General features: G+C 62.0%; 17 protein-coding genes and 1 pseudogene. 10 read left to right on the forward strand and 8 right to left on the reverse strand.

Annotated features, from left to right (window positions below):
• Positions 1–14 precede the first annotated feature (14 nt).
• The gene (locus GO606_RS17180; protein ID WP_169119564.1) at positions 15–1,253 is read right to left on the reverse strand and encodes a hypothetical protein; all 1,239 of its coding nucleotides are present in this window, start codon (positions 1,251–1,253) and stop codon (positions 15–17) included.
• A 672-nt stretch (positions 1,254–1,925) separates the two neighbouring features.
• Between GO606_RS17180 and GO606_RS17185 the strand changes: the two genes are divergently transcribed.
• From GO606_RS17185 to GO606_RS17195, 3 genes are read left to right on the forward strand one after another with little or no spacing between them, the layout of a single operon-like run.
• A complete protein-coding gene (locus tag GO606_RS17185) occupies positions 1,926–2,882 on the forward strand; it encodes a site-specific integrase (protein ID WP_169119565.1) in 957 nt (318 codons plus the stop codon).
• A complete protein-coding gene (locus GO606_RS17190) occupies positions 2,879–3,853 on the forward strand; it encodes a tyrosine-type recombinase/integrase (protein WP_169119566.1) in 975 nt (324 codons plus the stop codon). Before GO606_RS17185 ends, GO606_RS17190 begins: the two co-directional genes overlap by 4 nt.
• Complete coding sequence (locus GO606_RS17195; protein WP_169119567.1) at positions 3,846–4,802, forward strand: tyrosine-type recombinase/integrase; 957 nt, start codon at positions 3,846–3,848, stop codon at positions 4,800–4,802. Before GO606_RS17190 ends, GO606_RS17195 begins: the two co-directional genes overlap by 8 nt.
• A gap of 211 nt (positions 4,803–5,013) precedes the next feature.
• On the opposite strand, the gene GO606_RS17200 is transcribed toward GO606_RS17195, so the two are convergent.
• Both GO606_RS17200 and GO606_RS17205 read right to left on the reverse strand, forming a co-directional pair.
• Positions 5,014–5,493, reverse strand: a complete 480-nt coding sequence (locus GO606_RS17200) for a hypothetical protein (RefSeq protein WP_169119568.1) — start codon at positions 5,491–5,493, stop codon at positions 5,014–5,016.
• A gap of 113 nt (positions 5,494–5,606) precedes the next feature.
• Complete coding sequence (locus GO606_RS17205; RefSeq protein ID WP_169120944.1) at positions 5,607–6,578, reverse strand: IS1595-like element ISAzo7 family transposase; 972 nt, start codon at positions 6,576–6,578, stop codon at positions 5,607–5,609.
• A gap of 868 nt (positions 6,579–7,446) precedes the next feature.
• Between GO606_RS17205 and tnpA the strand changes: the two genes are divergently transcribed.
• From tnpA to tnpC, 3 genes are all read left to right on the forward strand, one after another.
• Positions 7,447–7,869, forward strand: coding sequence for an IS66 family insertion sequence element accessory protein TnpA (gene tnpA, locus GO606_RS17215; RefSeq protein WP_169120228.1), 423 nt, complete (start codon positions 7,447–7,449; stop codon positions 7,867–7,869).
• Between the two features lie 26 nt (positions 7,870–7,895).
• Positions 7,896–8,213 (forward strand): IS66 family insertion sequence element accessory protein TnpB, encoded by a 318-nt coding sequence (tnpB, locus tag GO606_RS17220; RefSeq protein WP_281503934.1) that lies wholly within the window; start codon positions 7,896–7,898, stop codon positions 8,211–8,213.
• A gap of 78 nt (positions 8,214–8,291) precedes the next feature.
• Entirely contained in the window at positions 8,292–9,674 is a 1,383-nt protein-coding gene (gene tnpC, locus GO606_RS17225; protein WP_211166810.1) for an IS66 family transposase, read from the forward strand.
• Here tnpC and GO606_RS17230 read toward each other — a convergent pair.
• From GO606_RS17230 to GO606_RS22200, 3 genes are all read right to left on the reverse strand, one after another.
• Positions 9,654–11,732, reverse strand: a complete 2,079-nt coding sequence (locus GO606_RS17230) for a recombinase family protein (RefSeq protein WP_169120238.1) — start codon at positions 11,730–11,732, stop codon at positions 9,654–9,656. The two genes, tnpC and GO606_RS17230, sit on opposite strands and share 21 nt — an antisense overlap.
• Positions 11,719–11,922, reverse strand: a complete 204-nt coding sequence (locus tag GO606_RS17235; RefSeq protein WP_169120236.1) for a hypothetical protein — start codon at positions 11,920–11,922, stop codon at positions 11,719–11,721. The genes GO606_RS17230 and GO606_RS17235 overlap by 14 nt, the downstream gene beginning before the upstream one ends.
• A 195-nt stretch (positions 11,923–12,117) precedes the next feature.
• The gene (locus GO606_RS22200; protein WP_425532223.1) at positions 12,118–12,387 is read right to left on the reverse strand and encodes a hypothetical protein; all 270 of its coding nucleotides are present in this window, start codon (positions 12,385–12,387) and stop codon (positions 12,118–12,120) included.
• Here GO606_RS22200 and GO606_RS22205 point away from each other — a divergent pair.
• The 4 genes and pseudogenes from GO606_RS22205 to GO606_RS17255 all read left to right on the forward strand — a co-directional run bounded on the left by GO606_RS22205 (position 12,355) and on the right by GO606_RS17255 (position 13,754).
• Positions 12,355–12,444: a hypothetical protein gene (locus GO606_RS22205; RefSeq protein ID WP_425532226.1), complete on the forward strand. Its 90-nt coding sequence runs from the start codon at positions 12,355–12,357 to the stop codon at positions 12,442–12,444. The two genes, GO606_RS22200 and GO606_RS22205, sit on opposite strands and share 33 nt — an antisense overlap.
• The gene (locus tag GO606_RS17245) at positions 12,441–12,941 is read left to right on the forward strand and encodes a hypothetical protein (RefSeq protein ID WP_169120234.1); all 501 of its coding nucleotides are present in this window, start codon (positions 12,441–12,443) and stop codon (positions 12,939–12,941) included. The genes GO606_RS22205 and GO606_RS17245 overlap by 4 nt, the downstream gene beginning before the upstream one ends.
• A gap of 122 nt (positions 12,942–13,063) precedes the next feature.
• Positions 13,064–13,393, forward strand: a pseudogene (locus tag GO606_RS22210) (tyrosine-type recombinase/integrase); the annotation flags it as partial.
• Positions 13,394–13,556: 163 nt separating this feature from the next.
• Positions 13,557–13,754 (forward strand): site-specific integrase, encoded by a 198-nt coding sequence (locus GO606_RS17255; protein ID WP_246979693.1) that lies wholly within the window; start codon positions 13,557–13,559, stop codon positions 13,752–13,754.
• Positions 13,755–13,817: 63 nt separating this feature from the next.
• Here GO606_RS17255 and GO606_RS17260 read toward each other — a convergent pair whose 3' ends face one another.
• Entirely contained in the window at positions 13,818–13,964 is a 147-nt protein-coding gene (locus tag GO606_RS17260; RefSeq protein ID WP_246979696.1) for a hypothetical protein, read from the reverse strand.
• Positions 13,961–14,521 (reverse strand): alkaline phosphatase D family protein, encoded by a 561-nt coding sequence (locus tag GO606_RS17265; protein WP_246979698.1) that lies wholly within the window; start codon positions 14,519–14,521, stop codon positions 13,961–13,963. The genes GO606_RS17260 and GO606_RS17265 overlap by 4 nt, the downstream gene beginning before the upstream one ends.
• Positions 14,522–14,964 lie beyond the last annotated feature (443 nt).

A 14,964-nucleotide genomic window follows, 5' to 3' on the forward strand; every position in this document is an offset into this window, starting at 1 on the left:
GGTTTTCCTGTCCGTCACAGCTGCTCGAGTACGTCGATGGCAAGATCCTGAGGGGACCGCGCGCCCAGTTGCAGATAAGGTACTGCTGCGGCGATCTTGGCACAAGCGTTTGCGTGGGTGTATTCAAAGCCGCTAAGTTTCTCCAGAAGAGCTGTCGGATGATTGGGAAAGGTCTGCTCGGTCGCCTTGCTCAGCACATCGAGAGGAAGCAGGTTCCCCATGATCTTGAAACTTGCTTCGCAGAGAATCTTAGCCATGAAGCTGAACGCATATCCGTGGCGATCGTAGAGCGCCTTATAGAGCGCTAGGCCACGTGAGTAAGGGGTTGACTGATCGGAGTGTATCCGCTGCAACCAGGCTTCTAGATGGGCCTCAATCTCCTTGCCGGGTGGCTGCACGAAACCGATGTGGGCAGCCGTTCCTTCCGCCCACTGCTCTAGTGACACGTAGCTGTACAGTTCTGCAAAGCCCTCTTCCACGGTCAGTAGATGAAAGTTGATCAAGCTCTTCTTTCTCATGCTCAAAGTGCGGAGTTCGGCAGGATGCGATTGAATCGCCGCACGAAAGAACGCAACTTGATCGAGGGTACTTGCCGAATAGCCGTTAGGACGCTCGATTGCCGCCGCAGTTTGGTAGCCTGTGAGCAAATGGTCAAGTTTCGCTACTTCATCCTTGCTTTCTAGGGTCAAACGGTGATGATGAGCGATTAGTGTCGAATATGCCGATCGCAGTCTATTAGGGTCGTGATGCTTTGAGATCTCGTAGTGAACGGCATCGTGGGGCGAAATGTCCGCTATAACGTAGCTTTCAGCGACAAGGCGTTTGTTGAGTTGGTCGTTAGTCTGAAGATTGGAAAACTGCTGATCGATACAAAACATGACGAAGTGCGCCAGGTCGTCGACCTCGTCCGGCGTATGAGGTCCATCACACAAACCCATCCTAGCCTGTGGGGCATAGGCGAAGGACTCTCCATCGGGTCCGACTAGGGTCACACGTATGGCCCATAGCCCCGCCAACTTCGGCCTCAGCGTGTCCCTGATCTTCTCCAGACCGCCGTAAAGCATGCCGGGATTTTTCGATAGGGACGCCAACGTGGGTCCTTGGAGGAAAAGGGTGCGCTTGGATTCCTGCAAGACGTCCGAAGAAATCGTAGCGGCGCCACCGGGCCATCGTGGCGAAATTGGATAGTAGAACTCCACCAAGGGAGCTAGGGATGCCACAAGCTTTTCGAGATCGGAACCTGGCGTCTTCATCGCGGGCCCTCCCCTGGCAAGCTTGCGCAAAACGTGGCATGCCAGCTAGGAATCTGCAGGTGGTGAACAGAAGCCAACGTGTTCGCTGCCGCCTTCTTACTCTGCCGTCGACCGCTGCACGCCGATTGGATTTGGTATACACCGCCGGCTTCAGTTCGGCAAGAAAACGCGACTTCTAACTCGGAGATCTGGATGTGCGACCGTCCGAACCTGTTCCGCAGGCACTTCCCATCAATGCATTATTCATACATATCGCAGATGCAGTAGTTGGTGATCATCACCCTCTAAGACAGGTCTCAGCGACGTAGCTTTAGCCGCGTTCTTAGCCGTTCAGGGAAGTCCGTGAACGTCCGGTTCTCTAGCGCTCGGGGGTCGAGCTAGGAAAATTCTGAGCGGATCTCCAGCGACCGGTTGTGGCCGGGTGAGTGAGGTCACGAACGGCAGCTTCGTGGCAACGAAACTCGCAGTAGCCCCGTCTGCCTGAACGGCGGCTTCAGAGAAGTCCGGATGGCCGTTTTGGGTCGTTATGCAAAGTTCTCGATTATGGAAAGTCGCTGACGTGATGGACGTTCAAGGGCAGACAGCAAGCGAGACGTTCGGCAGTAACTCGGCGGCGAGCTCGACATAATTTCTCGGGTCTCCTGAAGTGGTAGCTCACTTCAGGAGACCGCCATGAACACGAACACACCCCAGCCAGCGTCGATCGAGCCGGCTGCCGTTGTATCCAAAGACCACATCGACGAGGAACTGCAGCGCTACGACGCGTACCTGCGGGACCTGCGTGGGCTGTCGCCGGGGAGTCGAAGTAGCTGCTTGCGTGTGGCACACCGACTACTGCGCCAGAAATTTGGAAACGGCGCCGTCGATATCGCCCGACTGCGGCCAGCCGATGTGCGGCAGTTTCTTGCCGACCAACTGGAGGCGCGCCGAACGCCTTCCAATGCCTCCACGCTGGCCTCGGGACTGCGCAGCTACTTCCGCTATCGAAGCACTTGCGGCGACCCCGCCGATAGACTGACCGCTGTCATTTCGTCACCGGCGCATTGGAACTTGGCGAGCTTGCCGCACGCGCTGACGGGGGAAGAGGTGGAGCGACTCCTGGACTCCTTCAGGTTCGCTCGTCGGTGGCCGAAACGCGGTTATGCCATTGTTCGCTGCGCGTTGGACTTGGGGTTGCGGGCCGGAGAAATCGCCCGCCTGACGATCAGCGACATCGACTGGCATGCTGGGACGGTGACGCTGAGGGGTACGAAGTCGTTTCGGCAGGACATTCTGCCCTTGCCGATCGAGACCGGGCAGGCGCTTGCTGACTATCTGCAGCACGAGCGCCCTCCGAGCACCAGTTCTGCCATCTTTGTGCGTCCTATGGCGCCGCGCGGTGAGCCCAGCACAGCGGGTGCGATTCAGAAAGTAATCACTAATGCATATCAACGCAGCGGCCTACCACATTCTGGATCGCATGCATTGCGCCACACGCTCGCATGCCGACTCGTGGAGCACGGAAGTTCGCTCAAGGAGGTCGCCGATCTTCTGCGCCACCGTTCGCTGAACACGACGCTGATCTACGCCAAGCTCGACACGCCAAAGCTCTCGACGGTGCCGCTACCGTGGCCTGGGAGCGAATCATGAGCGCGCGTCTCCGCCTGCAGACGAGAGTCGCCGACTATCTGGCCGAGCGCCGTCGGCTTGGTTTCGAGTTGCAGTCCCACGACACACTCCTGGCTGACTTTGCGCAGTTCGTCGCCGATCGGCATCACCACGGCCCGCTGACCGTCGAGCTGATGGCCGATTGGGTACGAACCGGTAAAGGGGGAATCGGTACACCGGAAACCTGGTACCGCCGGATGGCGATACTGCGTCGATTCATCCGCTATCTGCGACAGTTTGAGCCGCAAACCGAGATGCCCGAGGCGTCGATCTTCGGGCCTGAACCGGGCCGGGTGGCGCCCCACATCTACCGCGAAGAGGAGATCGTTGATCTGCTGGTCGCTGCCCGCACACTGGGGCCACGCGGCAGCTTGCGTCCGGCGACCTTCGAAACCTTGTTTGGCCTGATGGCCTCGACCGGGTTGCGCGTGTCCGAAGCGCTTCACCTGGGCGATACCGACGTCGATCTCAAGCGCGGGATGCTGACCGTACGACAGACCAAGTTCGCCAAGTCGCGCCAATTGCCCTTGCATCCGAGCACGATCGAAGTGCTGGCACGCTACCGGCGGCAGCGAATACGGCACGTACCGACAACGGCCAACACGCCGTTCTTCATTGGCAGTCGAGGTCGGCGGCTGGGGCGGCCGCTCGGCGATCGACAGGTTCATCGCGTCTTCAATGCCCTGCGTGATCGCCTCGACTGGGTCAATCGAGGTGCGCATGCAGCACCGCGCCTGCATGATCTTCGTCATACCTTTGCCGTCAGACGCTTGGTGCGTTGGCATCGTGAAGGCACCGACATCGACCAGATGATGCTGGCCCTGTCGACCTACCTGGGGCATACCAAGATCTCCCACACCTACTGGTATCTCTCGTCGGTCCCTGAACTGATGGCCCTGGCCGGTGGCAAGTTCGAGCGCTTCGTGGATTTGGCGGGAGGCGACGATGAGTAAGCCCGCCAAGACGCCGCCGTCATTCGCCACGCTCGTGCAGGCCTACTTCGCCGAGTACCTGACCCAACAGCGCGCACTCAGCCCGCAGACCATCGCCGCGTACCGCGACGCCTTTGTGCTGTTCCTCGAGTTCGCTCAGTCCCGGCTGGGCAAATCGTCGGCCGCGATCGCGCTCGCAGACATGACACCGGAGCTGATCACGGCATTCCTCAATCATCTTGAACAGCAGCGTCACAACTGCGTGCGCAGTCGTAACGCGCGCCTGGCTGCGTTGCGGTCATTCCTCAAGTTCGCCGGCCGCCGGGATGTGTCGTCGCTGCAGGTGGTCGAACGCGGACTCGGCATACCCGCGAAGCGTTTCGAGCGCCCGATGTTCGGCTATCTGTCCCGCGAGGAGATGCTGGCCGTGATCGACGCGCCCGATAAAACCTGGATCGGTCAGCGTGACCACGTGCTCTTCCTGATGCTCTACAACACCGGCGCGCGTGTGTCCGAAATCACCGGCAAGGGCCGCAAGCAGCGCAGCGTTCCGCTGTGGCGCTCGACAGTCAAGGCCGTCCGAGCTTGGCTGAAGCAGAACCCTCAGCTCGAGCCAGAATCACCGTTGTTGCCCAACCGCAACTGGCATGCGATGACGCGCACCAACGTCGCCCTCCGGCTGGCGTTGGCTGTACATACCGCAACCCAGCCCTATCCGGATCTGGCGAAGCGCCACGTCTCGCCGCACGTGATTCGCCATACGACGGCGATGCATCTGCTGCAGGCCGGCGTCGACATCAGCGTGATCGCGCTGTGGCTCGGTCACGAGAGTCCGGTGACGACCCATCAATACGTCGAGGCCGATCTGGCGATGAAGGAACGCGCTTTGGCCAGACTCCACGAACCCGACGCCAAAATCCAACGCTATCGGGCTCCTGACTCCCTGATCGACTTCCTGAAGACCCTGTGATTATGAAAATGCCGCAACGCACGCGTGCCGCCGCCCTCCGGGCGTCGGCGCGAGCCGCACCCACTGACTTTCCATAATCGAGAACTTTGCATAACGACCCACTTCGGACCTTCGCGAATGACGGAACCGGACGCTCAACGTTCGACATGAGCGGCGATCAGAGGCACACGCAGTGTGCCGTAGGCGTCCGCGCGATGGAGGGGGTTGGCCGTTATGGGCACGAAGCGAACTCACCTTCTGCGTAGATCTTCGCCGCGTTTATTGCATCGAATTTTCGTGGCTCAAAATTGTATGACCAATTCATCCGTGTATTTATATGACATGGGTACAAATAGCGTTTGCCAATAACTTCCAACAGTTCGAGTCGTGTTTGATCGTGATGAATGCCGACGCGGAACAGGTAGCCTCGCGCCAGCCAGCTCTCGGTGATGACAGCCGAGAAGTCTGCGGTACCAAACGCTGTGAGAACGAGCTGTGCATCCACACCGGACACGAGCACTTGGTTCCGCGCCGTAACGATGTAGAACTGCGGCCAATTAACCACCTTTACGGTAAGTGGCGCCGCTGATTGAAGTTGCAGTCGCGCTTGGGTGACTTGATCTGGCGTAATTGGCACATCGCGCGCGGAAGCGGACAAGAGTTCATTGCCATTAGTGTCGGCATCCACGATCACAGCTGTAAGGTTCTTCACAGGCACTCTCCTCAGGTCAAACGCGACAGACGTTGTGTCGGCTAAAACGTGCTTGCCGCACCGCATGCCAGCATCTGGACTGTACAAAACAAAGGGGTATCCACTTAGCTCCACTAAGCCTGCGGTGGTCGCCGTTTCCGTGCAACATCGGCGTACGTTACAGGTGGAGTCCGCACAGCCTGCTCCATCAGTCGGTAGAACAGCATGCCGCGTGAGCGCGAGGCGCGGCGGTTGAAACGGAACACGAATTCATCCAGGTAGAAGTCGAGCTGGTCGGGCTGCACTGAGCCTTGGTGCGTACCGAGAATCCACCGCTTCACCAACGACGCGACCCGGTGGACGCCGGGCATCGCGACATGGGCCGCATCCTCCGCGCCGAGCATGACTTTGCGCTCGTGCCCATATCCGAGCGACTTCAATCCCAGATAGGCAGCCGAGCCGTCGGTACGCACGACGGCCGCGGCGTCGACGGCTTCCTGAACGAACGGAATTACGCTCGCAGCACTATCGTCGCTCACCCGGCGCAGCCGAATTCGCCCGAACCCCTTCGGCTGGTGGATTTCCACCGCCATGACGACCAGGACCTTGGTGGTCTTGCTCTTGCGCCCCGCGGCCGTAATGGGTAACTGCCGGTCGGTGAGGGCCAAATAGGTTTCATCGACTTCGACCAGCCCATGCAGTTTTTCGCGCTCCGGGCGCACCATGGCTCGGCGAAAGCGGTGCAGCATCGTCCACGCCGTCTGGTAACTGCCTCGGCCAAGCACCCGCTGCAAGCCGAGGGCACTCACGCCCAGCTTCTGGTTGGCTGCATACCAAGCCCCCGCCAACCATACGCGCAACGGCGTGCGCGTCTTCTCGAAGATCGTGCCGGTCGTGACCGACGTCTGATGCCGGCAACTGCGGCACATCAAGCGTCCCCGACTGGCGCGGTACGGCGGCCCGACCACCCCACACGCCGGACAGGTGAAACCGTGCGGCCAGCGAAGCCGCTCGACAAAGGCCATGCAGGCCTCCTCCGTCGGGAACCAGTCCAAGAACTCGTTCCACGTTCGGGGGTAGTCCATCCCTGCAACCGGAGCTATCATATATATAAATATACAGCACTCCGGGGTCGGTGGAGCTAAGTGGATACCCCCTACAAAACAACAGTCTTAATAGCCCTTGAAACCCGTCACCGACAACCTGCGCCGCTGCGTTCGGTCGAGGTCCTCGACCAGTTGTGCGAGCTCATCCAATACCTTCACTACAGCATACGAACCGAGCGTGCCTATGTCCATTAGGTTCGCGCCTAAATTCGGTTCCTCGGCCTGCGACATCCGGCGACCCTAGGCCGCACGGAAATCGGGGGCTTCCTGTCGTGGCTTGCGAACGAGCGCCGTGTTTGCCTCGACCCATCGGCAGGCGCTCGCTGCCTTGCTATTGTCTTATGGGTACGTGCTGCGCGTGGACTTACCGTGGATGAATGAGATTGGCCGGCCTCGTCCCACACGCCGCTTGCCGATGGTACTGACGCCCGAAGAGGTCGCCCGGATTCTTGGTTTTCTGGATGGATGGCGAGCATCGGTTGTTCGCCCGGCTGTTATATGGACAGGCATGCGCATCAGCGAGGGCCTGTAGCTTCGGGTCAAGGATGTGGATCTCGCCCACGCCACGATCATCGTGCGTGAAGGCAAGGGCTCGAAGGATCGTGCCCTGATGCTCCCGCAGTGCCTGACTTCGCCCTTGCGAAAACAACTGGTCCGGGCGAGGTCGCTCTGACCGCCGACCAGGCGGCGATTCGCGGCGGAGTGGCGATGCCGAAAGCGTTGGAACGCAAGTATCCAAGGGTGGCACATTCCTGGCCCTGGTTCTGGGTATTCCCGCAGCCACGTATCCGTCCGGAAACCCCCGTTCTTCCGTTCCTGCCCGCGTTGTTGGATCGTTGTCGCTCCTTGAATAGCGGAGCATGTGACGATGGAAGGACAGTTGGGTTCGGATGGCGACAGCGGTATGGGTGCGGCGGGCGGTCGGATCGACTGGCGCACGGGCAAGCCGATGGTGGCCCGCGACGACAGGTTCTGGCAGCAGCATGAAGCCCTGCGTCGCGAGCAGGGCCTGAGCATCCCGCAGTACTGCGAGGCGAACGGGTTGGCGCTGTCGACGTTTCGGCATCGGGTCGGGCGTCTGGAGCGGGCCGAGACCGACGTCGAGCCCGCGTCGCGGGCAAAGTCGAAGTCGGCCGATGCGCGAGGCCAGTTCATTGCGCTGCCCCATGGTGCGGCCCCGTCCTCCCGCAACGCGGAAATCGAAGTGCGCCTGCCCGGCACGATGACGCTGCGTTTGCAAGGGACGGCCGCCCAGCAGGTGCTCGATCGCATCCTGGCGCAGTTGCCGTGATCCTGTCCTCGGCGGTCAGGGCTTATGTGTATAGCGAGGCGGTCGACATGCGGAAGTCGATCGACGCGCTGGCGCAACTAGTAGCTTCCTGCATGGGCATGGACCCGCTGTCGGGGCAGGTGTTCGTGTTCATCGGCCGGCGCCGCGACAAGGTCAAGCTCCTGGTGTGGGACCGGCACGGGTTCTGGGTGCTGTACAAGCGCCTGGAGCGGGGCCGCTTCGCCGATCCGGCGCGTCTTGCGGCCGGCGCGCTGGCGATGAGCGAACTGGTGGCGTGGCTCGAGGGCATCGATCTGGCCCGCGTGCGGCGCCTCCCGGCGGTGGTCGCATCCCGCGTGAGCTGAGTGCGAGGCTGCGCCCTGCCATGCAATCGGGGTTTGACCGACTGCCCCGAGACGGCGCCCGCTGGCATGATGGGCGCCATGAATCGCCCTGCCGTCATCGATCGCGCGACCCTGCCCAACGCCGTTGAGCCGCTCCAGGATATGGTGCTGGAGATGGCCGCGCAGCTCGACGGGTTGCGGGCCCAGTTCGACGCGCAGATGGAGAGCCTGCGCCACCAGCTGGCCGAACTGCGCCGACGCCTGTTCGGTCCGCGCAGCGAAGCGATGCACCCCGGTCAGGGGGAGCTGTGGAGCGAGGCGGTCGTAGTGCCGGTGCCGCCGGAAGCGTTTCGCGAGGTCGAGGCGCACCGCCGGCGCCAGCCGGGACGTGCCGCGATCGGCGAGCACCTGCCGCGGCGGCGCGTCGAACACGATCTGTCCGCGGACGAGAAGGCCACCTTCGCCGCGGTCGAGCGCATCGGCGAAGAAGTCTCCGAGATGCTCGAGTACCTCCCGGCGCGCCTCGAAGTCATCCAGAACGTGCGTCTGAAGTACCGTTGCGAGCGCGCCGACGGCAGCAGCACGATCCGCACCGCCACCGCCCCGGCTTCGCCGCTCGCCAAGAGCAACGCCGGGCCGGGGCTGCTCGCGCACGTGATGGTGTCGAAATACCTCGATCATTGCCCGCTCGCCCGTCAGCAGCGCATCCTCGCCCGCGACGGCGTCGTGATCGCGCGCCAGACGCTGTGCGACTGGGTACTCGACGGGGCCGAGCTCTTGAGCGTGCTGATGCCGGTGCTGCATCGCCACGTGCTCGCGAGCCCGGTGATCTTCACCGACGACACGACGCTCGCGCTGCAGGCACCGGGCAAGACCGTCACGGCGCGGATGTGGGCATATCTGGCCGGCGGGCACCGCAAGGACGAGCACGGGCGTTGGCAGGCGGTGGCGCCGGCGGCACTGTACGACTTCACGCTGGATCGCAGCGGCGCGCACCCGCGCCGCATCCTCGGGGACTGGCGTGGCTATCTGCAAGCCGACGATTACAGTGGCTACCACGCCAGCTTCCGTGAAGGGGTCACCCACGTTGCGTGCTGGGCTCACGCGAGGAGGAAATACTTCGACGTGGTCAAGGCCATGCCCAAGGGGGCCCGGCCGGGACTTGCGCATCATGCGCTGCGCTTCATCGGCCTGATCTACCGCATCGAAAGCCAAATTGCCGAGGCCGATCCCGACGTCCGGCGGCAGCACCGACAACGACGCACGAAGCGCGTGCTCGCCTGGTTCCATCGCTGGCTCACCGCGCACGCCCCGACCCTGCTGCCGAAGTCGCCGCTGGCGAAGGCCTTCGCCTATACGCTGTCGAACTGGACCGCGCTCACCGTGTTCGTCGATGACGGCAGTCTCGCCGCGGACAACAATCTGAGCGAACGCGCCATGCGCCCGGTGGCGACGGGGCGTTCATTGTGCACCTCCTTCTGAAACCTCGATAAACATTGGGAGTTGTCCTGCGACGTCGTTGCGACACGGGCGATGTTTGCAGGTCAACGCTGCGCCAACCGCCTCGGTATGCAGGTCGCTGGCGCGGATTTGCCACGGAGCGTCGGGCATTACCTGCTCGGCGGGGAGAATCCGATCCTTGATCAGGCGACGGATTACGTGATTGGTGACGCCGAGCAGTTTCGCGGCCTCCGACATTGTCAACCATTCGCCATTCTTCTGCGCCGACCGGTAGGCATTGATACCGCGGACCCGCCGCAGGGAGCTGACGCGATGGGCAGTCCAGGTCTTGCCTTGCCCGGTGCGGATCCCCATCCGGTTCAGCGATGCAGCGATGTCTTGATCCGACCACCGCGTTGCCATGCTGCGAATGACTGCCAGTGCTTCGTCAGACGTGCAGCATCCATGCTCGCCCGATTTGGGCTTGCGGATCCGTAGCTGTGAGTGCTGGCCGCCTTGCCAATGGATCGTCAGGATGACTTCACGCGCCGTCTCGTCCACGTCGGCAACAATATCGACGATCAGTGCACGAACCAGTTGTTGGCGCGTGCGCGTGGTGACGCCTGGAGCGTTCCACGCAGCATGGAGGTCCTCGGCAAGCCCTGCAAAGTCAGGGGTGGGGATGTCCGACGCTGGTGTGCATACCGATTGCAGGCGTGCTTGGCAGGTTTGTACGCGCCGTAGCGCAGTTTCCCAGTTCTTCTCCAGTTGCGCGGCGATCAGGCGGTTATCGGGATCGCAGGCGGCATAGCGCCGCTCCGCGAGCGTCGCTTCGTACTGAGCCTGCTGCAGTTCGAGTTCGACAATCCGCCGCTGCTCGTTCAGGACGTCCATGTGCATTTGCTCGGCGTGAAGAGCTGCTTCAACCGCCATGGGTTCAACAACGCGCACAATCTCTCTCGCGATCGCAGCATCGACACGAGATCCGCCGAACCTCATGCATCGGGGCGGCATGTCGAAGCGGTCACATCGATAGACCGGCTGTGGTATGCGGCCAGTATAGGCCACCGACAGGCGGCGCCCGCAACGCGCACATGCAAGCAGGCCTGCGAGCAGTGCTCGCCCACCACGACCCGATTTCACGTCACCCGCCTTGCCATAAGCGTTGGCCGCGAGCTGCTTCTGATTGCGCTCGAATTCCGCCCAGTCGATGTAGCCTTCGTGGTGCTCCTTGAGCAGCACGTCCCATTCTTCAAACGGTTTGCGGTGCTTGTAGCTCTTGCGTGCGCGGCCATCTACGATTGCCGTCTGTTTCCCGCTTTTGCCGTACGCGTAGGCCCCGGCGTAGAACGGATTCTTGAGCACCGAGATCACATTACGATAGCGTATCGGCGTCCAGTCGAAGTGCGTCAATGTCCGGCCGTCGGAGGGGCGCGGAAAGTGAACCTGTTCGGCTCGCAGCGACAGCAGCACTTGCCGTGCGCTGCCCAGTTCGCGGAAACGGGCGAAGACCAGACGTATGACTTCCTGCAATCGCAGGCTCGGATCGAGACCCAATCCAACTTCTCGATGCCAGATGTAACCCACCGGTACGCTGATCCGCAATTCGCCACGGTGAGCCTTGCCGCGTGCGGCATCGAGCATGCGCGTACGCAGAACGTTGAGCTCGAATTCACTGATGCTGCCCTTCATGCCGAGCAGCAGTCGGTCGTTTGGCCGACAGGGATCGTACAAGCCATCCAGGTCGATTACCCGCGCCTCTACGAGGCCGCAAAGTTCGAGCAGATGGTGCCAGTCGCGCCCGTTGCGCGCGAGACGTGATGCGTCCAGGCAAAGGACAGCTCCAACTTCGCCCGCACAGAGCAATGCCACAAGGCGCTCGAACCCGGGCCGAGCCACCATTCCGCTCGCCGACCGACCCAGATCATCATCGATAACCTCAATGTCGCGGAATCCACGACGCTTTGCTTCTTCCACCAGTTCGTATTGGCGGCGCTGGCTTTCCAGATTCATCTGGACCTGAGTCTGGGTCGACTGCCGAACATAGACTACCGCCTTGCGATTGAGCAAAAGCGCTGGCAAACGATCAATGTTCGTCATCGTCATGCTCCTTCACGGTGACGGCGCCGGCGGCCTGCATCAGCAGGCTCGCAAGATGTGTAATTGCCCTTGTCCGCTGGGCCGAGCTCATCCCCTGAAGTTCGACGGGGTCGAACGTCATGTTCATTTGTCGCGGCACCGACCACGGCGACTGCAGGCCTGCTGGAACGACGTTGGGCAGCTTGTCCATTGCGTTTCTCCCGGACGGTGTTCGAATCGTCCGGCGAGTTTCCTCGCAAATGTCGATCGACAAGCAGTTGATGCAGATCGCACAACGCCGCCACAGTAACCCTCGGCTCACCCAGTTTCATGGCTGAACACGCGGCAGGATCGAGCATCCATGCTGCAATCACTTTGACTACGCAAGGGTCGGATTCAACGTGAACTACATGGCCTCGACCACGCTGCTCGATGTCGCGAACCTTGACGCGGCGCCCATACAACGGATGCCATCGATAATGGACTTCAGCTTCCTGCCCGATATGGGCAGAATGAACGGGAACTGGCCCTGTCGCGCAAGAACTGGCTCTTCGCCGGAAGCCCACGTGGCGGGCGGGCCGCTGCGGTACTCTTCAGCCTGATCGAGACGGCGCGCCTGAACGGTGTCGAGCCCTATGCCTATCTGAAGGACGTGCTCGCACGGATCAACACCCACCGCGTCGATCGCCTCGAAGAACTGCTGCCGATGAACTGGACGCCCGCCGCCGCATGAACGCTGCCCTGATCGAAGCCCTCAACCGTGCCACCAGCCTCGAACTCTTCCACCTCTCGACGATTCTCGAACGCCTGATGTCGGACCCGGCCCGGATCATCGAAATCCGTCGCCATCTGCATCTTGGGCAGTCGGTGCGTTTCCTCGACGGGCAACAGGCCGGCGCCCAGATGTCGCTGCGCACGGGACAGATCATCGCGATGAAGGACACGCAACTCACCGTGCAGGACGAGCGCTCCCGGCGCGAATGGAAGTTGCCCTATGCGGCCATCGAAATCCCGGACACCGGCTCGATCCCGGCACAATCGGCGCCCGAGCCGCCGTCTCCGACCCGCGCCGACTTCCGAGGCGGCGACCAAGTGAGCTTCGAAGACCGTCACCTGCAGACCCGCATTGGAACCATCGTGCGCATCAATCAGCGCACCGCCACCCTCGACTGCGACGGTCAAAGCTGGCGCGTCTCCTTCCCGCTATTGCGACATCTCGTCGATCTTTGAGTCGTGCCCCTGACGGGGATTACCGGACAGATACGCAGCCACAGCATTCGGTCGTCCCGCGTTCCGGTGTCGTGCGCCGTCATCATCTGTATGACCAAACCTTCTAGCGTGCATTCAAGAGGGTTGTCGAGAATGCTCGCATCGCGAAGCCGCCGACGCCTCATACCTTGAGGCACTCATTTGGGACTTCATTGCTGCGCGGCGGTTACGATATTCGCACCGTGCAAGAACTGCTCGGCCATTCGGACGTCGCCACGACAATGATCTATACGCACGTGTTGAAGGTCGGCGGGGCGGGCGTGCGATCGCCGATGGATGTGTTACCGTGCGTAGCTGGCGTTTGCCCGCATCAGCACGTCGCGCTCAATCGAAATGTAACAGCGACCGACAGCAACTGGCCGACAGCACGAGTTCCGATCTCTTCCGGGAAGCAGCCGGCCGCTCGCCGGTGAACAATCAGACTCCGATCAACAGGCAAGGAGTCTCGCATGGAATCCTATGAGCATCGGGATCCCTGGAACAAGGGAAAGCTAGTGAGAAGGCGCCGCTCAAGCCCAAAGACGTCCGGGCATCCGTATCCATCTGCAGAACGCCCACGAGGTACGTGACCTCGCCATGTTCAACCTCGCGATCGACAGCAAGCTCCGAGGCTGTGATCTCGTCAGCCTGCGGGTTCGCGACGTGACGCACGGAATCCAGGTGCTCTCAAGGGCGATGGTCGTGCAGCGGACGACGCAGCGGCCGGTCCAGTTCGTGATTCCAGACCGCGTTGCTCGACCCCTTGGGCTGGACCCTTTTTGCTCGCGCACCTGAAGAGCGAGGACCAGCGGTGCCCAGACGAGTCGTTATGGATATCCCGGCGGCGGGTGGGCGCGCTCACGGGGTGCGCAGCCGCGCGGCCGCAAACTCCTCCTGCCACAGGCGCGTACCCGCGGCATTCAACGCGGCGACGCGCAGCAACCGCGCGCCGGCCGGCCCGGAGAATTCCAGCGTGCAGAAGTTGCGCTGTGTGACCAGCGTCACGGGCACCTCGCGCACCGGGAATGGGCGGGGATCACGCGCGCGGTCAGCGGCGAGCAGGTGAGCTCGGTCAGCGGGTAAGTGCCGGGGCGCTCGCGCTCAGTCAGGTGGGTGTAGTGGATGTCGCCGGAGAGAAAGAACACGCCGTCGATGCGCTCTGTAGCGAGCCAGTCGAGGAACGCCTGGCGCTCGCGCGGGAAGTTGTGCCAGCCCTCCCCGCCGCGGCTCTCGGGCGACGGGCGGTCGCTGAGCATGCGGCTGCCATTGGCGACCAGCTTGAAGGTGGCGCGCGAGTCGCGCAGCGCACCCTTGAGCCACTCGAGCTGCGCCGCGCCCAACATCGTCCGCCCCGGGTCCGCGGCGGCATCGTCGTCGCGGTGGTAACGGTCGTCGAGCAAGAACAGCTCGACGTCGCCGAGCGGCACCCGGGCGAAGACCCCGGGCACGCCGGGCATTCCGTAGCTGGGGTTCGCCCAGTAGTCCCGGAACAGCTCCAGCGCCGTCCCCTTGAGCGCGAAGTCGCGGTTCGAGTTGTTCGGGCCGTAGTCGTGGTCGTCCATGCAGCGGGCTACTGTGTGAATAGAACCCGTGTAGGACGCAATAGCCGAAGATCATTGCGCCGCATGCCTCATTCCATCTCACCGTGCGCATCGACGAGACCACTGCCTGCCCAATCGAGCGAATAGACTCCCCACGCCCCACCCTAGGCATGGAACATCGAATGAGCCCAGTCTGCGACCCGCTGGACATCCACGTATTTGACGAGATTGAATGCAGTAGTCGAGGTGGGCATGATAGTCCTGCTCGTCACGAAGCAGGTGTTCCCAATAGCGCCGCTGCCGTATCCCCGCTGTCCTCGCTGTCCTCGCGCTCAGGGAACCACGGAACGTCTCTCGGTGGCAACCAAGACCTTTGAAGCCTGCCTTGATCAATCGCCAGCGGGAGGCGAAATTCGTATCCGATGACGGCAATTCCCGCCCGCAGTGCAGGTGTTACGCCCGCA

This window comes from Aromatoleum anaerobium, from assembly GCF_012910705.2.
Taxonomy (GTDB): domain Bacteria; phylum Pseudomonadota; class Gammaproteobacteria; order Burkholderiales; family Rhodocyclaceae; genus Aromatoleum; species Aromatoleum anaerobium.